Raw genomic sequence first — 24,685 nt, forward strand, 5'->3', positions numbered from 1 at the left:
CTGGAACGAGAACCCGCAGCCCTTCACCTGGACTAAAACGGCCGACGAGATCCTCAACTCCCTCGCCGACTACCTCACCAAGGTCGGAACCACCGACCAGAAAGCAGAGTAGAACTAACCCTCAGGATTTCTGGCGCAGCACACTAGTGCCGCATCAGGCAACGTTTGCCCTGTCGACCAGGGCGCGTAGGCGTCGGTCGTCGGCATGGCGGTTTCGCCAGATGATGTAGCGGCGGATCATGCTGCCCTGTTCTTTGTTGTCGGCGTGGTCGGTGCTGTCGAGGGTGAAGTAACGCAGGGCGGTGAACTGGGCTTGGATGCGGTTGAGCCAGGAGGAGTTGGTCGGGGTGTAGGCGATCTCGACGTTGTTCGCTGCGGCCCAGGTGCCGACTCGCTGGCACTTCTTCGTGGTCAGGTGCGGGGAGAAGTTGTCGCAGACGATCGTTATCCGGACGTGTGCCGGGTAGAGGGTGCGGACGTAGCGGCAGAACTCCAGGAACTGGGTGCGTCGCTTGACGGGTTTGATGTGGCCGTAGAGCTTGTCTTTGGCCAGATCGAGGGCTGCGAACAGGTGCCGTACTCCGCCGTAGCGGTTGTAGGTCGCCCGACGCCGTCGGCGCGGTTCGCTGCTGGGCTCCTTGTGCTTGCCGCCGCGCTCGGCCCACTGCCGGCCAGGGTGGGGCATCAGGTTGAGCGGCCCGAACTCGTCCATGCAGAAGACGATGTCGGGCTCACCGTCCTCGGGTATGACCTCGCCGTCGGCGATTGCGTAGAGGTGCTCGACGCGGGCCTTCTTGGCTGCGTAGTCCGGATCACGGGAGGTCTTCCAGGTCTTCAGGCGTCGAAAGGAGACGCCTTCCTCGCGGAGCAGGATGCGCAGGCCCTCGTGGCTGATGTCGTCGACCACCCCCTCGGCGACCAGGAAGTCGGCCAGTTTGGTTAGGCTCCAGGTCGAGAACGGCAGGTCGTGCTCGGTCGGCTTCGACTTCGCGATCTTCTTGATCTCGCGCCGCTCGGGCAGTGTGAACGTCTTCGGCCGGCCACCCGAGTACTTCGGATACAGCGACTCGAAGCCGTCGGCGTTGAAGTTGTGGATCACGTCCCGGACCCGGTCATCGCTGGTGAACGACACCTCGGAGATCCGCGCCACCGGCATGCCCTGCGCGGACAGCAGCACCATCTGCGCACGCCGCCAGGTCACCACCGAGCCCGTGCCTCTGCGGATGATCCGCAACAGGCGCTGCCCCTCGTCGCCATCGATCTCGCGGACCCGTACTGGTTCTGCCACCCGCACAGCCCTGCAATTCCGCGCCGTCCGGACCAGCGTCTGAACGGCGCGTCACGTCACCTCAGGACGCGATGGCAAACTCCCTGGTCGCTTGCGCGAGGTCGGTGAGGAACTGAGCACGGTCGAAGCCCTCGTTCTCGACCGTGCCCGGCGGAGGCGTATTCATGAAGCTGAAGTGACCAGCCCCTGGCACGACGCGAAGGTCGACCTGGGCCGACGCGCCCTTCAAGAGGATGGCCTGCTCGACGGGCGTGACGGTGTCCAGCTCCCCCGCATAGACGAGCATCGGCACTGTCACCGCATCCAAGGCACCCGGAGCGGCAAACCAGCCGGCTGCGGGCGCGTACAAGACGAGACGGCCAACGCGTGGCTCTCGTGGGACATTCAGCGGCCTGCCGTCCCGCCCCCAGGGCACCGCACCAGCGAGACAGAGACCAGCCCAACCACCGATCGAGTGGCCGACCACCACAACAGACGCGTCCGGAGACCCCCACCGGTGAAGCGCCTCGACCAGCCCGGCCGGGCGTGCAAGCAGCTCAGCCGTGGTCGCCTCCCGAGCGACAAAACGCTCGAAGTAAGGCGCGATGACCTGGCAGTCATGGGCTGCCAGATGCTCCAGGATGGGCCGGTAACGCTCCGGATCGCCGCCTGCTCCAGCAGCGAAGAGCACGACACGCTCATGGTTCGTGGGACCAAGTGTCAGTGCTTGCATCTCGCTCCTCGCCACAGCGCCGTTCCTTGAGGACGGCCCACGGGCCACGCCGTGCTCTTCTATGGCCTCAGGTTAGCGCGCCGCAGATCGCGGCATCCGAACCGCGCGTCGCGTCAGCTGGGGCAAAGGTTCTCTGACACGGCACTAGCGTGGAGGCCTGCCCAGCCTGTCGCACAACGACCGATATTTCGAACGTGGTTGAGGGTGGGACGCCCTCGCCTCGTCTCTTCGGCATGCGGAGGTCCTCGTGAACCCACCCCTCGGCAGACGGCCCTTTCTCGCGGCGGCCGGGACGGCGACCGCTGCCGCCCTGACCATGACAACCAGTGCTATGTCACATGCCACACCCCTCGACCCGCCGTCCTCGCCGCGATCCGCCACCCCGCGCGTGCAGCCCTTCCCGCTCACGGCGGTGACCCTCCTGGACGGCCCGTTCCGGGACAACCAGCGCCGCAACAGCGCCTATCTGCGTTTCGTCGACGTCGACCGGCTGCTCCACACCTTCCGCCTCAACGTCGGTCTGTCCAGCAGCGCCCAGCCCTGCGGCGGCTGGGAGGGGCCCGGCGTCGAACTGCGCGGTCACTCCACCGGCCACCTCCTCTCCGGGCTGGCCCTCGCCTATGCCAACACCGGCGACACCGAGCTGCGTGACAAGGGCCGGCCGGCTCGTCGCCGCTATTGGCAGGGATCGATATTCAGAAGTCGGAAGTAGGGGCCGCACGCGCCGACCTGACCACTCCGGCCCACTGCGAACCGCCTGTCTGATCATCGAGGTCACCGATGCCAGCGACCACCTCCCACGGCGGCGGCGCAGGACCGAGCGACGAGAACGGCCGAGGCATCCCGCCTCTGCGCATCGGAAGGGGAATCCGCTGCGGGTAGGTTCGAGACCGTCTTCCGAGCTGTCGGGATCGACTGCGAGGCCTTCGTTCTGGTCCCTTGGTACCTCATTGAGGCCAGGTTGAGGCCGCAAGGGCAGGAACAGACTGACAAGGCCTGAGGAATACCGACACGGATAACCGCATCTGAGCTGCGAAACGTCAAGAATGAGCGTCGATCCGTGGGTTCGAGTCCCACCCGCCCCACCCTGCAAGGCCTCTGAACTGCGGAAACATCTCATCGGGCGGGCGGATTCAGAGCTTTGGGTGAACGGACTGAATCAGCTGCTCGGGAGTTCAACCTCGTGGCTGGCGTTGGAAGTTCAGACGGCTTTGACCAGCGCGGACGCAGCAGTCTGCGGTGAACTCGCCGCACATGGCTCCTGTGGCTGGACGGGTGCTTGATTCGGGACGCTCGCAGGACGCAGGGAAACGGACGGGGCTGTTCCGGAGCCATGAAGCCGACGCCCGCCAGGGGTGGGTGGGGGAAGATGGCGCGGTGAGGCGGCAGGAGGCTGGGCCTGCGGCCCCTGGATCACAGAGCCGCTGCTGAGATCGGCCGGAGCTGCGGAAAATGGCCCGTGCTGAAAACGGCCCAGGGACTCTTTGGCCGTGGCGGCCTCGACGGCCCCGTCGAGGCCGCCACGACGTTGGCGCGGTTGTAGGCGACGGTATAACGGTCCTCGGCGTCGGTGCGCGGGTGCCCGCGAGGCCGTCGGCCCCGAGTGATGAGCTGGTGCCGACGGCCCGCATCCGCACGACCGGTCGCCCGGGGCGTGCGGAGGTGTGACCCCAGGAGGTCAGTGTTCCGGGTGTCCGAACCATCGGTGCAGGGAGTCGGCCAGTGCGTTCTGGACCGGCACGGATTGTGTGGGTGTTGTGCTCCGAGCCATCCTGGCCCAACATATGTAGCCGTCGGGGCGCACGAGCAGCGCGTCGGCGACGGTCCCTGACACCGACAGCCTGGACGTCCGGACCACATCGACCCGCTCGGCCCACGGCTTCGCCGTCGCGGCGTGGCGGTCGTCCCCTGTCAGGAGAAGACCTTTGCCCGTGCGCAGTAGCACGCTCGTACGCTGGGGAGTATCGCTCGCCGTCAGCTCGATGTCGGGAAGGCGGGCACCGAGGAGGTCGTGCTGTTCTCCCTCCATCGGGTAGCGGATACCCAGACCGGATACCAGCCCGGCGAGGTGGCGGTTGACGTCGGGGAAAGCCATCAGCGTGGTGAACAGTTCGCGCATGGCTTCCATGCGCTCATCCGCAGCGGGGTAGAAGAACAGGCTCTGGACGCGGGTGTTCTCCAGCACCTGCGCGGCAACGGGATGCCGCTCGGACTCGTACGTGTCCAGGAGCCCGTCGGGCGCCCAGCCCTTTACCTCCGCGGCCAGCTTCCAGCCCAGGTTCATCGCGTCCTGCACGCCGAGGTTCAGGCCCTGCCCGCCGGCGGGCAGATGGATGTGTGCGGCGTCCCCGGCCAGCAGTACCCGCTCCACTCGGTACCGCTCGGCCTGCCGGGAGGCGTCGCCGAAGGAGGAGACCCACTGGACCTCCGCGATTCTGGCCTTTTCCCCGTACTGGGACTGAAGCACCTCCTCGAGTCGCTCCTTGGGCACCGGTATGTCACGGGTCTCCGCGCTGATGGACGGATCGGTGTACGTCAGTCGGTAGAAGTTGCGCTCACCCAGTGGAAGCAGGGCCACGAACTGCCCGCTCGCGTTGCGCTGCCCGAACATCTTGGCCAGCGCACCCCACTGGTTGGCCGGCTCCGCGGCTGTCTCCTCCAGCAACACGTCGGCGGCAACGCTGTAGCGCACGGCGGGCGTACCGGGGAAGTTCACCCCCAGCAGCTTCCGCACGACGCTGCGTCCTCCGTCGCACCCCACCAGGTAACGGCCACGAACCCGTTGTTCGCCCTGAGGCGTCCGCATGGTCGCCGTGACGCCTTCCTCGTCCTGCGCCAGCACGGTGAGTTCGTGTTCGCGCCGAACGGCGACGCCGTTGGCCGCAGCATGTTCTTCGAGGAGTGCTTCGGTCTCGGACTGGGTGATGGCCACCATGTAGGGGTATCGGGTGGACCAGCCCTCATAGGTGAGGGGGACGGGCAGGCCGCCGAAGTGGCCGTTGGCCGAGGCGAGTGACCTGTCCCGAGCACCGTCGATCAGACCTCGCAGATCGAAGACCTCGGCTGTGCGCGGCTGCAGGGCCAGAGCCTTGGAGTGGCTCAGCCGCCCGGCTTCCCGGTCGAGGACGACGACCGACACTCCGGCGATCGCCAGCTCGTTGGCGAGCATGAGTCCGGTTGCTCCCGCACCGACCACCACGACGTCAACGTTGTCCATGTATGGGTTCTCCTTCATGATGCCGCCGTGTGCGGCACGCGGTGACGAACGCGCGCTTCCTGTGGCGGCTGCTTCGTCGACGACAGCCGGGGCAGCTTCGTCGGGAACTCGGGCGGTCCATGGTGGACCGCTGGGCGGCGCCTTCTTTGGGTTGCGGGATAGGCGATGCGGCTTTCGCGGAGGACGGACCAGGGTGCTCCGCGGGCCTGCCTACTTCTTCGTGGTGGGAGTGATGTTCTTGTTGTGGCGCAACAGGTTCCTCGGGTCCCAGGCGGTCTTGATCTCGGTGAGCCGCCGGTACTTGGCCTCGCTTCCGTACACGCCGCGGCGCCACTCCTCGCCCTGGTCCTCGGTGAGGTTGATGTGGGAGTTGAGCAGGGTGTGCGGTCGCATGGCGGCCAAGGTGGCGTCGGCCCAGGCGTCCATGAGCGCGTCGTACTCCGGCTCCGCCCACTGGCAAGCTGCCTCCCAGAGCCAGGAGACCCCGGCACGGGAGAAGGCGGTGGCGTCCTCGTCGACGTCCTCGGAGAACGCGCCGCCGAACGACCACACGTTGCACACGGCGGCGGTGCCCGGCAGCTTCGGGGAAGCGCTCGCGCGTTCGACCAGTGCGGTGACCGTCTCCTCGGTGAGCGACGCGAGATAGTCACCGCGCGCCCCGGCGCGCAGGCCGTAGGGGAAGAGCGCGTCCAGCTGACTGTTCGTCTCCAGCCACGTGGCGCGCCGCATGGTGTTGAGCAACGGTGTTTCCAGCGCGGCAAGGTCCGCGATGGTCTTCTCCGCGTCCTCGGCGTCGCCCGTGTGGACGGGGAGGAGGATCAGGATCAACGTGCCGTGCACCTCGTCGGGCAGACCGGGCAGCGGCGGTGCGATGGTGAGCGAGGTCGCCAGGCCGAGTTCGCGCGGAGCGCCCGCCATGTAGTCGGACAACTGGTGGAGAACCGAAGCGGCCGCCTCGCCGGGACGATCATGCCGGAACAGACGTCCGGGCCCAGTGGGTGGGCGCGGAACTCGAAGGCGGTGACCACACCGAAGTTGCCGCCGCCTCCGCGCAGTGCCCAGAACAGGTCCGGGTTCTCCGTCTCGCCCGCGCGCACCTTCCGGCCGTCGACGGTGACCATCTCGCAGGCGGTCAGGTTGTCTACCGCGGTGCCGAAGCGCCGGTGGAGGTGGCCGATTCCGCCGCCGAGAGTCAGTCCGGCGACACCGGTGGAGGTGACGGTGCCGGACGGCACCACCAGGCCGTGTTCCTGGGTGGCCGCGTCCAGTTCGCCGAGGAGGACGCCTGCCTGGGCCCGCACGGTGCGCGTGTCCGGGGCGACGGAGACCCCGCGCATGCCGGACAGGTCGAGGACTAAGGCACCGCCCGGCATGGCGTGACCGTCGGAGCCGTGATCGCCGCCACGAACGGCGACCGGCAGATCGCGCGCGGAGGCGTAACGCAGGGCGGTGGCGACGTCGTCCTCGTCCGCGCACTGTGCGATCAGTGCGGGGACGGTGTCGCCGGGCCGGCCGCTGCAGATGACCCTGGCCTGGTCAAAGCCGTCGTCACCCGGGCGCAGGACGGCGCCGCGGAAGGCGGCTGGTAAGTCATCGTGGACAGAGGGTGTGTCGATGGGACTCATTCGTGTCTCCCCGGTAGGCAGCCCGTGTCGGCGGGCAGTGGTGAAACGGATTCAAGGTGTGCGGGCGGGCCGGACTTCGGTGCGGCGACACAGTGGCCGGCAGAGTTCGGCCACTGGGCCGTTCCGGCTCACGGTGCATCTCGGCGTCTTCACGGTGCCCGACCGGACCGGCGCGCCCACGCATGTTGCGGCGTCGCCCGTCCCGCCCCACGTCACCCCACCCCGGGCAGAAGTGAGGCGGGACGGTCAGCGGATGAGCTCGTTCAGCCGAGGAGGCTGCCGCCGGTGGCGTCGATGAACGCGCCGGTGATCCAGCGTGCTTCGTCGGTGGCGAGGAAGACCACCACGTCGGCGACCTCTTTCGGCTCGCCGATGCGCTTGAACGCCGAGAACTGGGACATCTGCTCCACGACCTCGGACATCTTGAAGATTTCGCTTCCGTTGTCCGTGATGCCCGGGGCCACCGTGTTGATGGTGATGCCGCGGGGGGCGAGGTGCCGTGCGAAGCCCCGCGAGAGCTGTTCGAGGGCGCCCTTGGTCATCGCGTAGAGGGTCTGCGAGGGGATGGCAGTCCGGGTCGTGCCGGAGGAGATGTTGATGACGCGCCCCCCGTCGGGGAGCAGCCCGAGAGCGCGCTGGGTGATGAAGAGGGGTGCCTTGGCATTCACGGCGAACAGCTTGTCGAACTGCTCGGGGGACAGGTCCTCAGGAGCGGCTCCGGCGGGCAAGGTCTCGCCGGCGTTGTTCACCAGAATGTCCAGAATGGTCTTCCCGGTGTGCTCCTTCAGACCGGCCTCCAACCCCTGGAACAAATGGTCGATATCGTCCGGCACCCCCAGCGGCGCCTGGACCGTGAAGGCCTGACCGCCGTCCTTCTCGATGAGTTCGACGGTTTCCTGAGCGGCCCGCTCGTTGTGCGCGTAGTGCACCGCTACAAGTGCTCCCTCACGGGCCAGGCCGACAGCTATGGCGCGGCCGATGCCTCGACTGGAGCCGGTAACGAGAGCGGTCTTGCCGTTGAGCTTCCCCATGACGGTGTCCTTTCGGGGGTCCCTGGACAGGGGACGCCGTCGGTGGCCGGGCAGCACGGGCGAACCTCAACGACTTGGACGGCGTCCAAGTTAGGGATCAAGTATGCTTGTGCAGTGTCCAAGTCGTCAAGTCCGGCGGAGCCTCGCGCCACTGCCTCCCGTGCCCCTGTCGGCCTCACCAACGGGCAGATCACCGCTGCCGCGATGGAGGTGCTGGAGAGCGACGGTCTCGACAAACTGTCCCTGCGGGCCGTCGCCGCCCGGCTCGGGGTACGGGTCAACGCGGTCGCCTGGCACCTGAAGGACAAGGCCGGTCTGCTCAGTACCGTGGCCGACGCCATGGTGGCCGACTGCGTGCCCGCCCACCTGCCCCCGGATCCGGAAGAACGGGTCCGCACCCTGCTCGCGTCACTGCGCACCGCGCTGCTGTCCCACCGGGACGGTGCGCGCCTGGCCCGGGAGGGCTCATCTCTGACCCGGCCCCACCAGCGTGCGTTCGCCGAGGCGTTCAACGCCGCCCTGCACGCCACCGGCCGCAGCTCGAAGGAGGCGGCCTGGACAGCCTGGACCCTGATGTACTTCACCCTCGGCCTGGCCAAGGAGGAACAGACACCGTCGAACCGCGCCCTGTGCATCGAAGCGGCGGAAGCCGATCCCGCGGCCTTTCCCTCTCTCGCGAAGACAATCACGCATCTCACGCCGGACAGCTTTGACGACCGCTTCGCATACGGCGTCGACCTGATCCTCAGCGGGCACTCCGCCGCACCGCCGACGCCTCAACCGACACCGGGACCCTCAACCGAGTGAGCGTTCGGCCTACCGGAGGCGTAGGCCGCCACGAAGGAACCCTGTTCGGCTTCCGCCACACCCCGTGCCGACGGGCCTTCGCGGACGAGCGTGAAGTGCCACTCCGCACGTAGCGGTTGGTGTCCACCGCCCGGGGAGCCCGTCACTGGTCCAGGAGCTTGGCGGTGAAGGCCGCCAGGTGGGCTCTCAGTTGGTCGCGGGTCATGTATTCCTGGTCGGCGAGGTGGTCGATGAGGTCGGCGCGAGCTGCGGCCAGCAGGGCGTGTGCGGCGAAACCGCTGTCGGTGAGGGCGGTGTCCGCCATGGCGTTCTCCGTGAAGCCGGGCAGTTGTCGCAGGGTGCGCTCAAGAGTGCTGTGCCACCACACGTAGTGGTCTGCCTGATAGGGGCTGCAACTGCCGGCCTCCTCCAGGGCCAGCGAGAGGTGACGGTTGTCGAGCTTGAACTGCAGGACGGCGTCGAGCAGGGCCAGTACGCGTTCACGCGGCTCAGCGGTGGGGCCGAGGGACGCCGACCCCTCGTCGACGGCCTCTCGCAGCGCTTCGAGGCGCGCCTCGACCAGGACACGGATCAGGCCCGCACGGTCACCGAACCGACGGAAGAGCGTGCCTTTGCCGACGCCGGCCGCTGCCGCGATGTCATCCATCGACACGCTTCCGGGACTCTCGCTGCGGGCGAAGAGGTCATCGGCTGCGGCCAGGACGGCCTCCCGGTTGCGCACGGCGTCCGCACGTTCCTTGCGTGGGGTCACAGGCTCTCGCTTTACAAATCGGACCGACAGTCCGTATCTTTAACGGACTCGCGGTCCACATTATAGAAGATAGGGAGTACCTCCATGACCACACCCATGTCACCTGCGGATCTGTACCGCCACAGCCTGCGCCTCCTGCTGGACAAGGACATCGAAGGCTGGGTGAAGCTGTGTGACGAGAACGTGCAGGTCGAGTTCCCCTACGCCCCAGAAGGCTTCCCCTCGCAACTGGACGGCCGCGCATCCATCGCCGAGTTCATGAAGGGCTATCCCGACCACTTCGACCTGCGTGAGATCCCCTCTCTGCAGATCCACGAGACCACCGACCGGGACACGATCGTGGCCGAGTGGCGCGGCACGGGCCGTGTCGTCGCCACGGGCGCCCCCTACGACATGGCGTACATCGCCGTGGTCACCGTCAGGGACGGCCACATCACCCACAACCGCGAGTACTGGAACCTGGCCGCGATCCCCGGTTCCCCGGACGACGCGAAGTTCTTCCTGCAAAGTGCCGACGAACGCAAGGACGCAGGTGCCTGACCGCCGCGTCGTCCCGGCCACCGGAGCCACGGACGTCACCGGCCTCCGCGTCACCTCCCGGCTCACCGCACCCGGTCACCGCGGCCAATCGCCGCCCCGCCGTACAGAAGGGCGCCAGGGCCGTTCACTTCGACTGGTACGACCCGACGACGAGTTGCCGCTCAGTTCCTCGGCCCACTCCTGATCCGCAGCGGCACACACCAAACGGAATGAGACACACATGAAGGCGATCGTGTTCGAGGAGTACGGCGGCCCCGAGGTCCTGCGGCTGGTGGAGACCGAGGAGCCGCACGCGGGTCCCGGGCAGGTCCGGCTGAAGACCGTGGCCGTCGGCGTCAACCCCATCGACCACAAGATCCGCCGCGGCTGGCTGCACCAGCATTTCCCCGTGACCTTCCCGGCCGTACCGGGCACGGAAGCGGCCGGCATCGTCGACGAGGTCGGGGAGGGAGTCACCGGCATTTCGGTCGGGGACGAGGTGCTGGGCTTCACCGTCACCGGCGCCTACGCCGAGTACGCCCTGGCCGTGGACGTGGCACCCAAACCCGCCGGCCTCGACTGGGAGGTGGCCGCCGCACTGCCCGCCGCCACCGAGACCTCCCACCGTGTGCTGGACACCTTGAAGGTGGCGGGCGGGGAGACGCTGCTGGTGCACGGGGCCGCCGGCTCCGTCGGCTCCGTCGGAGTCCAGCTCGCCGTGGCCCGCGGCACGACCGTCATCGGGACCGCGTCCGAGGCCAACCACGACTACCTGCGTTCCCTCGGCGTCACCCCCGTCACGTACGGCGACGGCCTCGCCGACCGGGTCCGCGCCGCCGCCCCCCAGGGCATCGACGCCGTGTACGACGCCACGGGGTACGACGTCCTGGAGATGTCCATCGACCTGCGCGGCGGCACCACCGACCGCATCGTCACCATCGCCGACATGCGGGCCGCCGAACTGGGCATACCCCTCTCCACTGGGCCCAGCCTCGACTTCGTGCCGATACTCGCCGACTACGCCCGCCGCGCCGCCGACGGCAGCCTGGACATCCGCATCGACCGGAGCCTCCCTCTCGCCGACGCCGCCGAGGCCCAGGAACTGAGCGAAGCCGGCCACCCGCGCGGCAAGTTGGTCCTTCGCCCATAACCACGCAGACCTGAGAAGAAGAGCCGTCCGCGTACCGATCAGCGGGCGGCCTGCTCGAACGGGCTGCCTTGTCGGGTGATCGAGCGACGTCCTTGGCATGGCGGCGTGGCCCTGGGAGGGATTCAGACGGTCGCTCGATGGTGCTGAGGTCCGCGAGCATGGGCGCCGGTATGCCGGCGGAGATCGTCTAGGACATGGAATGAGAGGGCACCGATCATGGGTCGGCCAACGACGTCAACTCCTCTGCCGAGGGGCACAAAGGTGCTGTGCATCGGGCTGCATCCGAGAGGGCTCGACTACAGCCGGATGCCGGACGGTCTCGACGAGGCGGCGTTCACCGCCCGGGTCGAGGCCGGGAACGCGGCGCTCCGCGAGGCGGGGTTCGACACTGTCCAGTGCTGGATCGACACCTCTCCGGACCGCGCTGAAGTGGCTGTCCGAAAACAACTCCAGGAGCGGGCGTTCGGCTTGGCAATAATCGGCGCTGGCGTACGTCTGCTGCCGGAGAACACCCTGCTGTTCGAGCGGCTGGTCAACGTCCTCACCGAAATGGCGCCCAGTATCCGGCTGTGCTTCAACACGGCGCCGGAGAACACGGTCGAGGTGCTGAGGCGGTGGATCCAGGCCTGAACGTAAGGCCGTCGGTTCCGAAATTATTCGTGACAGGTCCGCCACTCGGCCGAAATACCCCTCTCATAGTTTTCTCGTCATCAGCTGCATAGGCGCTATCGCACCCATTAGGCCTGTCAAGCCAAAAGGGTTACGGGCATCGTCGACTGGAAGGAGTGGGCCGACGCGATGTCCCGAACACCCGGCGCCGGCACCGTACTCATCGAACTGGACGAGGCGCCCGATCCCGTCGCCGCGCTCAGGGCGGGTACGGCTGCGGCGAGGAAGGCCCTCGCGTGATCGACTTCTCCGCCCTGCACCGAGCTGATGTTCCTCGAAGGCGACCGGCCGCTCCACGACCGGGTACGCGCCGCGGCCGACTCCGGGTTCCGCGCGGTGGAGATCTGGGACTGGTAGGACAGGACCTGCCCCGGTTCACACGAGCATTGGAGACGACCGGAACGCGGCTGATCACGCTGTGCGCCGAGTCGTGGAAGGACAAGTGCGACCTGGGTGACCCGTCGTCGCACGACGAGTTCCTCGCCCGGGTGCGCGCAGCCGCCGACGCCGCCCGCCGGACGAACACTCCCCGGCTCATCGTCCTCGCCGGCGACGTCCTCCCAGGAGTCGAGCCGGCCACCCAGCTCCACCACGCGGTCACGGTGTTCGCGCGGGCGGGAGAGGAAGTCGGCAGGGACGGCCTCGAACTGCTCGTCGAGGTGGTCAACCGAGAACACGAAGGCCCCAACGCCTTGATCTCCGATTCACGATCGGCCCTTTCCCTCCTGCGCGCGATCGACCTTCCCAACATCCGCTTCCTCTACGACCGCTACCACGCCATTCTCAACGGCGAACCCCTCGGAGCCGAGATCGAGGACGCCATACCCCTGATCGGGCACGTGCAGGCAGCCGACATCCCCGGCCGCCACGAGTTCGGCACCGGAACCATCGAATGGGCCGCAGAACTCGCCTGGCTCCAGAACGCCGGCTACGACGGCTACGTAGGGATTGAAGCAACACCACTCGGGGACAGCAGCCTCGTCTACGTGACCGCCCGCGCCCTCCTTTGATGGCTGCGCACCCGGCAGACCCGCGGCCAGCAGGTTGATCACGACACGGCAGTGCGCGGCCACCCTCGGAGCGGGGAGCGCGCCGGACAGACCCGGTGTCCATCAGCTGGTCAACCTGTTCATCCCGTCGGAGGTCAACTGGCGGGAGAAGGGCATCACCTGGCGGCAGACCACCCGCCTGCCGGACCAGAGCGCCACGGTGCTGACCGTCACCGCGGGCCAGGCCGAGCATCAGCTCGTGGTGCGTACACCCGCCTGGGCCCAGGGCATCCGCGTCCGCCTCAACGGCCGTACGCTGTCCGACCGTCCGAAGGCGGGCGGCCGACTGGTCCTCGACCGTGTCTGGCGCACCGGCGACCGCGTCGAGATCACGCTCCCGATGCGGACGCGGGTCGAGGCGACCCCCGACGACCCGGACGTCAGGGCGGTCCTGCACGGCCCCGTCGTCCTCGCGGGTGCCTACGGCGACCGGGCGAACCCGTGGATGGCACGTCTGGACACCGCCTCCGTCAAGCAGACCTCCGCCGACCCGCTGCGCTTCACCGCGAGCGCCGACGGCGAGAGCGTCACCCTGCTGCCCGTCGCCCGTGTCCACCACCAGCACTACGACGTCTACTGGCTCACCGGCGAACCGCCCTCCCCGCCACCGGAGTTCGCCGCCTGGCACCGTTTCGACGAGACCAGCGGCACGACCGCCGCCGACGCCACCGGCAACGGGAAGACCGCGACACTCGCAGGCGGGGCCGCCTGGGCGGCGGGACACCTCGCCGGCGCCGTAGCCCTGGACGGCGCCGACGGTCATGTCGCCCTCGCCGAGGACCTGTTGGCGGGTGCCTCCGCGTACTCCGTGGCGACCTGGGTCAGGCTGGAGGGCCAACCGGCCTACTGGAGCCGTGTCTTCGACTTCGGCACCGGCGTCACCGCCAACATGTTCCTCACCCCGCGCAGCGACTCCGGCACGTTACGGTTCGCCATCACCGCGGGCGGCGGCGGAGCCGAACAGCGCATCGATGCCGACCCGTTGGCCACCGACCGGTGGGTGCACGTGGCACTCACCTACGGCGGCGGCACGGCCGTCCTCTATGTCGACGGCCGGGAGGCCGGGCGGAACGCGGGCGTCACCGTGGAGCCGCGGTACTTCGGCAACCACATCCGGGCCGCGTACATCGGGAAGTCGCAGTACGACGACCCCTATCTCAAGGGGGCGGTCGACGACTTCCGCGTGTACGGCAGGACCCTGACCGCGGCCGAGGTCGCGGGGTTGGCACAGGGCTGAACGAGCGCCCCGGTGCGTCGGGTCCGTGCCGAAGCGGCCGGACGCGCCGGGGGACACGCGGCCCCCGTCAGCTCGACAGCTTCGTCCTCAGGCCGCCGGCCGCCGCGGCCGGGCGTGCGGTGGCCCGAACGGTCCGCCGCACCAGATGCGCCTCGCGCCGCACATCCCGGGCGGCGTGCCGGCCCCGCCACAGCAGTGACGGCGCACCCGCGGTGTCGTCGGCGGCGATCAGCAGACCGCCCAGCATGGACAGGTTCTTGAAGAAGTGGATGCGCTGCTGGGCACGGTCGGCGGGATCCTCCACCTCCCAGAAACGGTGACCCGCCAGCGTGGTGGGCACCAGCGTGGCCGCGATCGCCAGCGCGGACAGCCGCGGCAGACGGCCGAACCCGAGCAGGACGCCCGCGGCCACCTGCACGGCGCCGTTGAGCCGTACGACCTGGTCGGTCCGGTCCGGCAGCGGCCGGACGCGCTCCGTGACCGGCTGGACCACCGGCTCGGCGAGCGGGGCCACCTCTTCGGGGGCGGTGAGGGTGTGCAGGCCGCCGGCCACGAACATCGAGGCGAGCATGGGACGGCCCGTCCTGCGCAAGAGACTCATGGCGTTCTCCAGACAAGTCGGTGCGAACGGCCCCTGACGGGTTCCCGGTCCGGGCGGCCGCAATCGGCACCCTCGGCACCAGCGGGGACACACAGCTTCTGAGAGGTTTCTATGAATCCGTGAGGCGGTTGAACACACCGGTGCCGCCGTCCGTATGGGGCGGGGGATTTCCATGCCCGACCGCCAGACGTAGTAGGAGAACTCTCGTGGCACGAAACTCGCGCCGACGCCCGACAGGCCCACGCCGCGCCACCTTCGCGGCATTCGCGCTGATGCTGGGCGGCGGCGGCCTGGTGGCGGCCAACGTCTACGCCTCGGCGACGGAAGGCGGTTCGGGCTCCGACCAGCCGACGACGCGCAGCGCCGCGGCCGGCACGATCGACTGTCCGGACGTCGGCGACAAGCTGACGCAGGTGCCCGACCAGGCGCGTGCCGACGTCGACAAGGAACTCGCCTCGATGGATCAGCAGATAGCGGAGGCCTATCAGCGGTTGCAGGCGGCGACCCCGGAGCAACGCCAGGACAGCGGCTACACCGACGACGCGGTCATGAAGCCGCTGAAGGAAAAGCGGACCGAGTCGCTCGACCGCATCGGCGGCGCCATCGAGCAGGCCGGCAAGAGTCCCGAGGGGCTCGACTCCATGGCGGACTGCTCCCTGCGAACCTGGAACGACCAGAACGGCGGCCAGGCTTCGCAGGGCAGCCAGCAACAGGGGCAGGGAGACCAGCAGAACGGTGGCCAGCAGAACGGCGGCGGTCAGCAGGGCGGCGGCGGTCAGCAGGGTGGCAACGGAGGCCAGGCCGGCAACGGAGGCCAGGCCGGCAACGGCCCGGTCGTCGGGGACTACCAGGACATCAACAGCGTCCAGCCCAACTCTCCGGCGCCGAACCTGAACTCCTTCGTCTCGAAGGGCACCTTCACCACGAGCTGCGGGGTCAACGCCAACGGACTGCGCAACTCCGACAACGTGATCGTCGCCCCGGGCGTCACCAACGGCGCGCACCACTTCCACGACTATGTCGGCAACCAGTCCAACAACGCCTTCGCCAGCGACGACGACCTCGCCAAGGGCGACACCAGCTGCGAGAACCAGGGCGACAAGTCCACGTACTACTGGCCTGTCCTGCGTCTGCAGAACGGCACCCAGGACAAGGACGCCAACTCGCCGGGCGGCGGCATCGAGGGCAACGCCGGTCAGATCGTGACGCCCAAGCAGGTCACCATGACGTTCATCGGCAGCCCGCGCGGCCAGGTCACGGAGATGCCCCGCCTGCTGCGCATCATCACCGGGGACGCGAAGGCCTTCGTGAACGGCACGGCCAACGCCAACGCCTCCTGGAGCTGCACCGGGTTCGAGGACCGGCAGCTCAAGGACAAGTACCCGCTGTGCCCGCAGGGCAGCGACGTGGTCCGCACCTTCCGCTTCCAGAGCTGCTGGGACGGCCGCAACATCGACAGTGCCAACCACCGCACCCACGTGGCCTTCGCCGACGCCTCCGGGGCCTGCCCGAACGGCTTCGAGGCCATTCCGCAGCTGGTGCAGCGGATCGTCTACGACGTGAAGGCGCCCAGCCTCCAGGACGGCGGCCGTACGACCCCGCTGTTCGCGGTGGACTCCTTCCCGGAGCAGCTCCACAAGCCGGTCACCGACCACGGCGACTTCATCAACGTCTTCGACGCGAGCCTGATGAAGGAGGTCGTCTCCTGCATCAACGGCGGCCGCAACTGCGGCTCCGGCACCGGCGAGGACCCGGGCGGCTCGGACGGCGGCGCCACCCAGCAGCCCAGCGAGCAGCCGACCGACCAGCCCACCGACCAGCCCACCGACAACCCGACCGAACCCAGCCCGCAGCCGACCGCGCAGCCGACCGAGGACCCCACCACTCCGCCCGCCGGTGACGACAACGGAGGGTCCGGCAAGGGCGACTCGGGCAACGGGTCGGACAAGGGGAACTCCGGCAACGGGTCGGACAACGGGAACGCGGGCAACGGGTCCGGCGACCAGGCCTCGCAGCCCACCGCCTCCGTGCCGCAGACCGATCAGCCGGCGAACAACGACGAACCCACCCTGTCCAGCACGGCACAGCCCAAGGTCTACGCGAAGCCCCCGGCCTCGAAGAGCACGGCGGCCGCGCAGGCCCAGGGCGGCTCGGCGGACAACGGCGGCGCCACCGGTGACGGTTCCGCACAGTCCCAGGCCCCGAGCGGGAGCGACGCACAGGCCGCCGGGCAGACCGAACCCCAGGCGGTCCAGGGTGACCTGGCCGAGACCGGTACGTCGCTGTGGCCGGCCGCGGCCGGCACCGTGCTCCTGGTCGCGGGCCTGATCGTGCTGGCCCGCACGAAGCGCACCATCCTGCGCTGACGCGTCCGGCGGGCGCGCGGACCGTTGGCCGGTCCGCGCGCCGCATCCGCCGACACGGCGGACCCTTCGGCACGGGGCGGAGTGCCGCTTGCGCGGGGGAGCCGCCCAACGGCAGGGTTCGGGGTGTGCCCACCCTGCTGATCGTGCATCACACGCCCTCGCCGCACTGCCAGGCCATGCTGGAGGCCGTCGTGTCCGGTGCGACCGCGCCGGAGATCGAGGGCGTCGAGGTCGTACGCCGTCCCGCACTGTCGGCCTCCGCGTCGGACGTCCTGGCCGCAGACGCCTGTCTGCTCGGCACTCCGGCCAACATCGGGTACATGTCCGGGGCCCTCAAGCACTTCTTCGACCAGATCTACTACCCGTGCCTGGACGCCACCCAGGGCAGGCCCTACGGCTACTACGTGCACGGCGGCAGCGACGTCACGGGCGCGGTCCGCGCCGTCGAGTCGATCACGACCGGCCTCGGCTGGCGCGCCGCGGCCAAGCCCGTCACGGTGACCGGTGAGCCCCGCAAGGCCGATCTCGAGGCCTGCTGGGAGCTGGGGGCCACCCTCGCGGCGGCACTGACCGACTGAGCGCCGACTCCCTTCCTGTGCGCAGGATTTGAGACAGCCTGAGCGGCGAAAAGGTACGGACTACTTCCGCCGCCCCTGCTTGTTGCGGGCGGAGTGCCGTATTCCGCCTGGTGCGGAGTGCGTGAATGAGCCACGTACGGAAAACCACCCATCCGTGCGGTTGATTGTTCAATCGGCACGCTGCAATACTCCGGCTTCCAGTCGCGCTATGGCGCCCCTTGAATCCGGAAAGCAGTGGTTTCGGATTCACCAACCCCCCACAACATCCGCACGGGAAGTGATTCCAGCATGCCTCCTCTGCCTCTGTGAGCTGGACGTGTGCGGCCCGAAGCAGCGAAGAAGGTGCTCTGGTGTCAAGAAACTATGAAGGATTCGAGCCGCCGCCGCGATTTCCCGGCGCAAGGGCCGATGAAGTGCAACAGCAGGCGATATCCGACAATCCTGAATTCCAGGCGTTGCGCCGCGCACACCGTCGGACCGGCCTACGAATGACCGTGATCGGCGTCGGCGGGTTCCTGCTGTATGTACTGCTGTCCAGTTTCACGCCCGGCCTCATGAACAGTTCCCTGAGCGGCCACCTCACCCTCGGCCTGGCCCTGGGCCTCGGCCAGTTCGTGCTGATGGCCGTCATCGCCCGGCGCTACGTCGTGCACATGCGCACCCGCGTCGACCCGGTCGTCCGCGGCTTCCGCTGCCAACCGAGGAGCCGGCCCGGCGAGAGCAGGCAGCGCCCCACCGAACCCCAGACCTCCCACCGCACCGAGGGATACCGCACATGGTGACGACCGCCGCCGGCGTCGGCGACCGGTTCAGTCTGCAGCTGACCTTCCTGCTCTTCCTCTCCGTCGTCGTGGTGACCCTGTTCACCGCGCTGCTCACCGCTCCGCAGCGCGACGAGATCAGCGAGTTCTACCTCGGCAACCGGACCATGACCCCGCTGCGCAACGGTCTGGCGATGTGCGGCGACTACATCTCCGCCGCCACGCTCCTCGGCAGCACCGGCCTGGTCGCCCTCAACGGCTACGACGGACTGCTCTACCTCGGTGGCACCGCCGTCGCCTGGACGATGGTCCTGCTGCTGATCGCCGAACCCCTGCGCAACGCGGGCAAGTTCACCCTGGGCGACACCCTGGCCCTGCGGCTGCCGCAGGGCCAGCGGCCCGTCCGTCTGGCCCTCTCCCTGTGCACCCTCGCCGTCACCACCCTCTATCTGGTGGCCCAACTGGTCGGCAGCGTGGCCCTGTTGACCCAGTTCACCGGTGAACCCAGCGCCACCACCCGCACCCTGTGCGTGGCGGTCATCGGCACCATCGTCATCGTGTACGCCGCGATCGGCGGCATGCCCGGAGCCACGTTCATCCAGGTCGTGAAGGCCGTGATGGTGATCTCCGGCGTCACCGTGACCGCCGTGCTGGTGCTGCACCACTACCACTGGAACATCAACGCCCTGCTGGGTGCCGCCGCCGACAACAGCGGCCTGGGCACCCGCTTCCTGGAACCCGGGCTGCGCTACGGCGGCAGCACCACCAGCAAGCTGGACTTCTTCAGCCTCGAACTCGCCATCGTCCTCGGCCTCGCCGCACTCCCGCACATCATGATGCGCCTGCTGGCCCCGCGCACCGTGAGCGTCCTGCGCTCCTCCGTCGTCTGGGCGATGGGCCTGGTGGGTCTGGTCTGCCTGGCGGCGGGCATCCTGGGCCTCGGCGCCACGGCCGTCGTCGGGCGGGAGACGATCGCGGGCACGGACCGCAAGGGCGACGCGGCCGTCCTGCTGCTGGCGCACGCCCTCGGCGGCGGCATCCTCACCGCGCTCCTGTCCTGCCTGGCCTTCGTCACCCTGCTGGCCGTCGCCTCCGGCCTCACCCTGGCCGCGGCCACCTCCCTGGCGCACGACCTCTACGGCGAGGTCATCCGCAAGGGCAGGGCCGAGCAGACCGAGGAACTCCTCGTCGCCCGCCTCGCCGCCGTCGTCATCGGCGTCCTCGGCATTCTGCTCGCCCTGGTGTCCTGGGGTGCCAACACCGCGACCCTGGCCTTCCTCGCCTTCGCCATCGCCGCGTCCGCCCTGCTGCCCACCCTCGTCTACACCCTGTTCTGGCGGCGCTTCAACGCGACAGGAGCCCTGCTCAGCCTCGGCGGCGGCCTGCTCTCCTCGGTCCTCCTGGTGATCTTCTCGCCGGTCGTCTCCTCCACCCCGGCCTCGCTCTATCCGGACTCCGACTTCGCCTGGTTCCCGCTGCAGAACCCGGGCATCGTCTCGATCCCGGCCGGCTTCCTCCTCGGCTGGCTCGGCACCGTCCTGGGCCGAAGCGAAGCAGCGGACACCTACGACGAGTTCGAGGTCCGCACCCTCGTCGGAGCGGAACAGTCCTGACGCCGTACCGGCACGGCGGAACCCGGCGGGGGAGTGCCCGGCCCCCGTCCGGACCGCCGTGGCGGAGTGGCTAGGCTCCTCGCCATGAACGACGGGGAGACCGGCAGACGGGTCGTCGACGGCCGCTTCGAACTGCGGGCCAGGCTCGGTGGCGGCGGCATGGGCACCGTCTGGCGCGCGCAGGACCTGCTGCTGCACCGGGATGTCGCGGTGAAGGAGGTCCGGCCCGCCGACCCGGACCTCGCCGAGTACGACCCCGGCAGCGCCCGCATGCTCCGCGAGCGGGTGCTGCGCGAGGCCCGCGCCCTCGCCCGGGTCCAGCACCCGAACGTGGTGACGATCCATCACATCGTCGACGGCGGCGACGGCACCTACCCGTGGCTCGTGATGGAGCTGGTCGAGGGCGGCTCCCTCGCCGACCGGCTGGCCCGCGGCCCCATGGCACCCGCCGAGGCCGCCGGCATCGGCCGGGGTGTACTCGACGCCCTCCGCGCGGCCCACGCCGTCGGCGTCCAGCACCGCGACGTGAAACCCGCCAACGTCCTGCTGCGCACCGACGGCCGGCCCGTCCTCACGGACTTCGGCATCGCCGCCATCCGCGACTCCACGGCCCTCACCGCCACCGGCTCGATCATCGGTACCGCCGACTACATGGCCCCGGAACGCGTCACGGGCGGCGACGGCGGACCCGCCGCCGACCTGTGGTCGCTGGCGATGATGCTCTATGTCGCCGTCGAGGGCCGCCATCCGCTGCGGCGCGGGACGACGCTGGCCACCCTGGCCGCCGTACTCCACGAGGACGTACCGCCGCCCGAGCGGGCCGGGGCCCTGACTCCCGTACTCGCGCGCCTGCTCGTGCGTGATCCCGCCGCACGGCCGGACGCGGAGACCGTCGACCGGCTGCTGGCCGCGGCGGAGGCGGCCGCCCCTGAACCCACGGCCACCTCCTATCCCTTGGCACCCCCGCAGCCGGCCGCTCCGATGCCTGTCCCGCCATCGCCTTCCGAGACGGTCGTGCCCGGTCCGGGCGCCCCTCGGCCGGGGCGCGTGCGCCGGAACGTGCTCGTCTCGGTCGCGGTCGGCGCCGTGCTGGTCGGCGGGAGCGCCTGGGTGGCCCTGTCCGGAGACGACGGCGACAAGGCGAAGGCGTCCACGGGAACGGGCCGACCGACGCAGCACAGCACCTCTGCGACCGCCGCGGAGTCGGCAGGCACACCGCTGCCCAGTCCGACCACCACCCTGACCACCGGCATGCTCACCCCCAACGGCATCCGCACCGCGCTCAAGGCCATCGAGAAGAAGACGGGCCGGGACACCTTCGGCGGCCTCTCCGTGTACCCCGAGTACGTCTCGGTGAAGGCGATGGTCCCGGGCAGCAAGACCCGGTACGACAGCTACACCTACCGCCCCTCGACCGGGGTGGTGAAGGGAGCCGACAAGGGCACCCTGTTCAGCGGGCCACCGGTGAGTCTGAAGAACTACCGGTGGGATCTGCTGCCCGCCCTGTTCACCCTCGCCGAGCAGAAGGTGGGGGTCGACAAGCCGACCGATCCCTATGTGCTGCTGAACATGCCGAACAAGTTCAGTGGCGAGCCTGCCAGCCTTGAGATCTGCATCGGTGACGCATACGCGACCGGCTATGTGCTCGCCGACCCCCAGGGCAAGGTGCTGAAGGTGGTGCGGGCCGACGGATGAGCCGTTGGGCCGGATGCAGCAGCATGGGAGGCCGCGCCCCCGGCGGCGGGGAAAGCTGGCGTGCGCTCCAGCTCACCCGATCCGGGAGAACCCATGCCCCTGCGCTCCACCCCCGTCCGTGCCCGACTGTCGGCCGGCGCCTGTGCCCTCGCGGCCTGCCTCGCCGCACTGAGCCCGGCCACCCCGAGCACCGCCGCCACCCCCGGCCCGCAGAACACGGACCTGCACCGCCAACTGGAGGACCTGGTGCGCACCCCGGGCGGTCCTCCCGGGGTCATCGCGATCCTGCAGCGTGACGGCGAGCGGCGGATCGTCCGGGCCGGTGTCGCGGACCTCGCCACGGGCCGCAGACCGCACCCCGACGACCACATGCGCATCGCCAGCACGGCCAAGGCGTTCAGCGGGGCGGTGGCGCTGAGCCTGGTCGACCGGCACGCCCTCCGCCTGGACGAGACCATCGGGCAGCGCCTGCCCCAACTGCCCACAGCCTGGCACCGGGTGACGCTCCGTCAACTCCTCAACCACACCAGCGGCCTGCCGGACTACACGGAGTCCGCCGAGTTCCGCAGCATCCTCGCCGCCGACCCACGGCACCACTTCGACTCCCGCCGCCTGCTCGACTTCGTCGCCGGCCGGCCCCTGAACTTCCCCCCGGGAAGCCGGTACCTGTACTCCAACTCGGACAACATCGCCGTCGCCCTGATGGCGGAGGCGGCCACCGCCACCCCGTACGAGACACTCCTGCGCGAACTGGTCTACCGGCCGCTCGCCCTGCATGCCACGAGCCTGCCCCAGGGCTACCGCATCCCCGAGCCCTATCTGCACGGCTACGACGTGACCCCGCCCGCGCCCCCGGAGGACGTGAGCGAGGTCCTCGGCGCCTCCGGCTCCTGGGCGTCGGGAGGCATCATCTCCACGCCCGCCGACATGACCCGCTTCATCCGCGGCTACGCGGGCGGCGCGCTCTACGGCAGGGACGGCGGGAACGTCGTACGGCAGCAGCGGCAGTGGATCGCCGGCGCGTCCGAACCTGCGGGCCCCGGTCGCAACTCCGTCGGCCTCGCGCTGTTCCGCTACACCACCCGCTGCGGTGTCGTCCTCGGGCACACCGGCAACTTCCCCGGCTACACCCAGCTCATCGCCGCCACGCCGGACGGCCGCCGCTCGCTGACCTTCTCCGTCACCACCCAGATCAACGAGACCCTCAAGCCCGACCTGCTGCGGCGGCTGCGTGCCGTTCAGGAGAACTTCGTCTGCGCGCTGCTGGCACCGTCCGGGCACTGACCCGCTCTCGCTAGCAGCCATCCTGGCGAGGGAAGATGGGGCGGCAAGCGTTTTGGTCAACCGATGTGGAGGAGCGGGCACATGCAGCACGAGCGAGCGGGCAGGACGGCCGGCCCCGAGGACCTCGTCGACGTCGCCCGGCTGGTCACCGCGTACTACGCGCTGCACCCGGACCCGGCCGACCCGGGGCAGCGGGTGGCGTTCGGTACGTCGGGGCACCGCGGATCGTCGCTGAACACGGCGTTCAACGACGACCACATCGCCGCCACCAGCCAGGCGATCTGCGAGTACCGAGCCCGGCAGGGCACCGACGGCCCGCTCTTCCTCGGCGCCGACACCCACGCCCTGTCCGAGCCCGCCCGGGTCACCGCCCTGGAGGTGTTCGCGGCCAACGAGGTCACCGTCCTCATCGACAGTGCGGACGGCTACACGCCCACCCCCGCGGTCTCGCTCGCCATCCTCACCCACAACCGGGACCGCACCTCCGGCCTCGCCGACGGAGTGGTGGTCACCCCCTCGCACAACCCGCCCGCCGACGGCGGCTTCAAGTACAACCCGCCCAGCGGCGGCCCGGCGGGCTCCGACGCGACGTCCTGGATCCAGGACCGGGCCAACGAGATCATCGCGAGCGGCCTGAAGGACGTACGCCGCATCCCGTACACCCGGGCCCTCGCCGCGGAGACCACCGGGCGCCACGACTACCTCGGCGCCTACGTCGCCGACCTGCCGAACGTCCTCGACCTGGACGCCGTCCGCGACGCCGGCATCCGCATCGGCGCCGACCCGCTCGGCGGGGCCTCGGTCGCCTACTGGGGCCGGATCGCCGAACAGCACCGGCTCGACCTGACCGTGGTCAACCCGCTCACCGACCCCACCTGGCGGTTCATGACGCTGGACTGGGACGGCAAGATCCGCATGGACTGCTCGTCGCCGTACGCGATGGCCTCGCTCATCGACCAGCGCGACCGCTTCACGATCGCCACCGGCAACGACGCCGACGCCGACCGGCACGGCATCGTCACCCCGGACGCGGGCCTGATGAACCCCAACCACTATCTGGCCGTCGCGATCTCCTACCTGTACAGCCACCGGGAGCGGTGGCCCGCCGAGGCGGGCGTCGGCAAGACCCTGGTGTCGTCCTCGATGATCGACCGGGTCGCCGCCGACCTCGGGCGCCGGCTGGACGAGGTGCCCGTCGGGTTCAAGTGGTTCGTGGACGGACTGGTTGACGGCTCGATCGGATTCGGCGGCGAGGAGTCGGCGGGCGCGTCCTTCCTGCGCCGGGACGGGTCCGTGTGGACCACCGACAAGGACGGCATCATCCTGGCGCTGCTCGCCTCCGAGATCACCGCGGTCACCGGGAAGACACCCTCGGAGCACTACGCGGCCCTGACCGACCGTTTCGGCGCGCCCGCCTACGCCCGCATCGACGCCCCGGCGTCCCGCGAGGAGAAGGCGCTGCTGGCGAAGCTGTCGCCGGCCCAGGTCACCGCCGACACCCTCGCGGGAGAGGCGGTCACCGGCGTCCTCACCGAGGCGCCGGGCAACGGCGCGGCCATCGGCGGCATCAAGGTGACCACCGAGAACGCCTGGTTCGCGGCCCGCCCCTCCGGCACGGAGGACGTGTACAAGATCTACGGCGAGTCGTTCCGTGGCGCCGACCATCTGCGGCAGGTGCAGGAGGAGGCCAAGGACGTGGTGGACGCGGCGCTCGGCGGCTGACGCAACTGCT

Annotated in this window: 21 protein-coding genes and 1 pseudogene; 14 read left to right on the top strand and 8 right to left on the bottom strand. The window is 69.5% G+C overall.

What is annotated here, in order from left to right; translation table 11 throughout:
* Positions 1 to 154: 154 nt before the first annotated feature.
* Together ACWC09_RS31105 and ACWC09_RS31110 are read right to left on the bottom strand one after the other, a co-directional pair.
* On the bottom strand, positions 155 to 1,288 hold the full coding sequence (locus ACWC09_RS31105; protein ID WP_450854237.1) for an IS630 family transposase: 1,134 nt from the start codon (positions 1,286 to 1,288) through the stop codon (positions 155 to 157).
* Positions 1,289 to 1,349: 61 nt separating this feature from the next.
* Entirely contained in the window at positions 1,350 to 2,000 is a 651-nt protein-coding gene (locus ACWC09_RS31110) for an alpha/beta hydrolase family protein (RefSeq protein WP_450854238.1), read from the bottom strand.
* A 247-nt stretch (positions 2,001 to 2,247) separates the two neighbouring features.
* Here ACWC09_RS31110 and ACWC09_RS31115 point away from each other — a divergent pair.
* A pseudogene (locus tag ACWC09_RS31115) lies at positions 2,248 to 2,661 on the top strand (beta-L-arabinofuranosidase domain-containing protein); the annotation flags it as partial.
* 1,017 nt (positions 2,662 to 3,678) lie between these two features.
* On the opposite strand, the gene ACWC09_RS31120 reads toward ACWC09_RS31115, so the two are convergent.
* The 4 genes from ACWC09_RS31120 to ACWC09_RS31135 all read right to left on the bottom strand — a co-directional run bounded on the left by ACWC09_RS31120 (position 3,679) and on the right by ACWC09_RS31135 (position 7,873).
* Entirely contained in the window at positions 3,679 to 5,217 is a 1,539-nt protein-coding gene (locus ACWC09_RS31120; RefSeq protein ID WP_450854239.1) for an FAD-dependent monooxygenase, read from the bottom strand.
* Between the two features lie 210 nt (positions 5,218 to 5,427).
* On the bottom strand, positions 5,428 to 6,135 hold the full coding sequence (locus tag ACWC09_RS31125) for a BBE domain-containing protein (protein WP_450854240.1): 708 nt from the start codon (positions 6,133 to 6,135) through the stop codon (positions 5,428 to 5,430).
* Positions 6,042 to 6,842 carry an FAD-binding oxidoreductase gene (locus tag ACWC09_RS31130; RefSeq protein WP_450854241.1) on the bottom strand — a complete coding sequence of 267 codons (801 nt, stop codon included), beginning with the start codon at positions 6,840 to 6,842 and terminating at the stop codon, positions 6,042 to 6,044. Before ACWC09_RS31130 ends, ACWC09_RS31125 begins: the two co-directional genes overlap by 94 nt.
* 263 nt (positions 6,843 to 7,105) lie before the next feature.
* Positions 7,106 to 7,873, bottom strand: a complete 768-nt coding sequence (locus tag ACWC09_RS31135; RefSeq protein ID WP_450854242.1) for an SDR family NAD(P)-dependent oxidoreductase — start codon at positions 7,871 to 7,873, stop codon at positions 7,106 to 7,108.
* A 114-nt stretch (positions 7,874 to 7,987) separates the two neighbouring features.
* On the opposite strand from ACWC09_RS31135, the gene ACWC09_RS31140 reads away from it, so the two are divergent.
* Positions 7,988 to 8,680 carry a TetR/AcrR family transcriptional regulator C-terminal domain-containing protein gene (locus ACWC09_RS31140; RefSeq protein ID WP_450854243.1) on the top strand — a complete coding sequence of 231 codons (693 nt, stop codon included), beginning with the start codon at positions 7,988 to 7,990 and terminating at the stop codon, positions 8,678 to 8,680.
* A gap of 142 nt (positions 8,681 to 8,822) precedes the next feature.
* Here ACWC09_RS31140 and ACWC09_RS31145 read toward each other — a convergent pair whose 3' ends face one another.
* Positions 8,823 to 9,431, bottom strand: coding sequence for a TetR/AcrR family transcriptional regulator (locus tag ACWC09_RS31145; RefSeq protein ID WP_450854244.1), 609 nt, complete (start codon positions 9,429 to 9,431; stop codon positions 8,823 to 8,825).
* 84 nt (positions 9,432 to 9,515) lie between these two features.
* Between ACWC09_RS31145 and ACWC09_RS31150 the strand changes: the two genes are divergently transcribed.
* The 5 genes from ACWC09_RS31150 (at position 9,516) to ACWC09_RS31170 (ending at position 14,055) form a co-directional block, all read left to right on the top strand.
* Positions 9,516 to 9,971: a nuclear transport factor 2 family protein gene (locus ACWC09_RS31150; protein ID WP_450854245.1), complete on the top strand. Its 456-nt coding sequence runs from the start codon at positions 9,516 to 9,518 to the stop codon at positions 9,969 to 9,971.
* Between the two features lie 220 nt (positions 9,972 to 10,191).
* A complete protein-coding gene (locus ACWC09_RS31155; RefSeq protein ID WP_450854246.1) occupies positions 10,192 to 11,100 on the top strand; it encodes an NADP-dependent oxidoreductase in 909 nt (302 codons plus the stop codon).
* A 261-nt stretch (positions 11,101 to 11,361) separates the two neighbouring features.
* Positions 11,362 to 11,730: a hypothetical protein gene (locus ACWC09_RS31160; RefSeq protein WP_450854247.1), complete on the top strand. Its 369-nt coding sequence runs from the start codon at positions 11,362 to 11,364 to the stop codon at positions 11,728 to 11,730.
* Between the two features lie 404 nt (positions 11,731 to 12,134).
* A complete protein-coding gene (locus ACWC09_RS31165; protein ID WP_450854309.1) occupies positions 12,135 to 12,779 on the top strand; it encodes a TIM barrel protein in 645 nt (214 codons plus the stop codon).
* A 34-nt stretch (positions 12,780 to 12,813) separates the two neighbouring features.
* On the top strand, positions 12,814 to 14,055 hold the full coding sequence (locus ACWC09_RS31170) for a LamG-like jellyroll fold domain-containing protein (protein WP_450854248.1): 1,242 nt from the start codon (positions 12,814 to 12,816) through the stop codon (positions 14,053 to 14,055).
* A gap of 67 nt (positions 14,056 to 14,122) precedes the next feature.
* Here ACWC09_RS31170 and ACWC09_RS31175 read toward each other — a convergent pair whose 3' ends face one another.
* Positions 14,123 to 14,656, bottom strand: coding sequence for a DoxX family protein (locus tag ACWC09_RS31175; RefSeq protein ID WP_450854249.1), 534 nt, complete (start codon positions 14,654 to 14,656; stop codon positions 14,123 to 14,125).
* 206 nt (positions 14,657 to 14,862) lie between these two features.
* On the opposite strand from ACWC09_RS31175, the gene ACWC09_RS31180 reads away from it, so the two are divergent.
* The 7 genes from ACWC09_RS31180 to pgm all read left to right on the top strand — a co-directional run bounded on the left by ACWC09_RS31180 (position 14,863) and on the right by pgm (position 24,675).
* Complete coding sequence (locus ACWC09_RS31180) at positions 14,863 to 17,022, top strand: DUF1996 domain-containing protein (RefSeq protein ID WP_450854250.1); 2,160 nt, start codon at positions 14,863 to 14,865, stop codon at positions 17,020 to 17,022.
* 125 nt (positions 17,023 to 17,147) lie between these two features.
* Positions 17,148 to 17,600, top strand: a complete 453-nt coding sequence (locus tag ACWC09_RS31185) for a flavodoxin family protein (RefSeq protein ID WP_450854251.1) — start codon at positions 17,148 to 17,150, stop codon at positions 17,598 to 17,600.
* 488 nt (positions 17,601 to 18,088) lie between these two features.
* Positions 18,089 to 18,382 carry a DUF485 domain-containing protein gene (locus ACWC09_RS31190; RefSeq protein ID WP_450854252.1) on the top strand — a complete coding sequence of 98 codons (294 nt, stop codon included), beginning with the start codon at positions 18,089 to 18,091 and terminating at the stop codon, positions 18,380 to 18,382.
* A complete protein-coding gene (locus ACWC09_RS31195) occupies positions 18,376 to 19,974 on the top strand; it encodes a solute symporter family protein (protein ID WP_450854253.1) in 1,599 nt (532 codons plus the stop codon). Before ACWC09_RS31190 ends, ACWC09_RS31195 begins: the two co-directional genes overlap by 7 nt.
* Positions 19,975 to 20,058: 84 nt before the next feature.
* Positions 20,059 to 21,669 carry a serine/threonine-protein kinase gene (locus tag ACWC09_RS31200; RefSeq protein ID WP_450854254.1) on the top strand — a complete coding sequence of 537 codons (1,611 nt, stop codon included), beginning with the start codon at positions 20,059 to 20,061 and terminating at the stop codon, positions 21,667 to 21,669.
* Positions 21,670 to 21,762: 93 nt separating this feature from the next.
* Positions 21,763 to 22,953, top strand: coding sequence for a serine hydrolase domain-containing protein (locus ACWC09_RS31205; protein ID WP_450854255.1), 1,191 nt, complete (start codon positions 21,763 to 21,765; stop codon positions 22,951 to 22,953).
* An 81-nt stretch (positions 22,954 to 23,034) separates the two neighbouring features.
* Positions 23,035 to 24,675, top strand: a complete 1,641-nt coding sequence (gene pgm / locus ACWC09_RS31210; RefSeq protein ID WP_450854256.1) for a phosphoglucomutase (alpha-D-glucose-1,6-bisphosphate-dependent) — start codon at positions 23,035 to 23,037, stop codon at positions 24,673 to 24,675.
* Positions 24,676 to 24,685 lie beyond the last annotated feature (10 nt).

The sequence above is a fragment of the Streptomyces sp. NPDC001617 genome (genome assembly GCF_053596855.1).

Bases quoted from the DNA above. Each gene is read 5' to 3' on its own strand.
- ACWC09_RS31110 (WP_450854238.1), bottom strand. From the start codon at position 2,000: ATGCAAGCACTGACACTTGGTCCCACGAACCATGAGCGTGTCGTGCTC.
- ACWC09_RS31120 (WP_450854239.1), bottom strand. From the start codon at position 5,217: ATGGACAACGTTGACGTCGTGGTGGTCGGTGCGGGAGCAACCGGACTC.
- ACWC09_RS31125 (WP_450854240.1), bottom strand. From the start codon at position 6,135: ATGGCGGGCGCTCCGCGCGAACTCGGCCTGGCGACCTCGCTCACCATC.
- ACWC09_RS31130 (WP_450854241.1), bottom strand. From the start codon at position 6,842: ATGAGTCCCATCGACACACCCTCTGTCCACGATGACTTACCAGCCGCC.
- ACWC09_RS31135 (WP_450854242.1), bottom strand. From the start codon at position 7,873: ATGGGGAAGCTCAACGGCAAGACCGCTCTCGTTACCGGCTCCAGTCGA.
- ACWC09_RS31150 (WP_450854245.1), top strand. From the start codon at position 9,516: ATGACCACACCCATGTCACCTGCGGATCTGTACCGCCACAGCCTGCGC.
- ACWC09_RS31155 (WP_450854246.1), top strand. From the start codon at position 10,192: ATGAAGGCGATCGTGTTCGAGGAGTACGGCGGCCCCGAGGTCCTGCGG.
- ACWC09_RS31175 (WP_450854249.1), bottom strand. From the start codon at position 14,656: ATGAGTCTCTTGCGCAGGACGGGCCGTCCCATGCTCGCCTCGATGTTC.
- ACWC09_RS31190 (WP_450854252.1), top strand. From the start codon at position 18,089: ATGACCGTGATCGGCGTCGGCGGGTTCCTGCTGTATGTACTGCTGTCC.
- ACWC09_RS31195 (WP_450854253.1), top strand. From the start codon at position 18,376: ATGGTGACGACCGCCGCCGGCGTCGGCGACCGGTTCAGTCTGCAGCTG.
- ACWC09_RS31200 (WP_450854254.1), top strand. From the start codon at position 20,059: ATGAACGACGGGGAGACCGGCAGACGGGTCGTCGACGGCCGCTTCGAA.
- ACWC09_RS31205 (WP_450854255.1), top strand. From the start codon at position 21,763: ATGCCCCTGCGCTCCACCCCCGTCCGTGCCCGACTGTCGGCCGGCGCC.
- pgm (WP_450854256.1), top strand. From the start codon at position 23,035: ATGCAGCACGAGCGAGCGGGCAGGACGGCCGGCCCCGAGGACCTCGTC.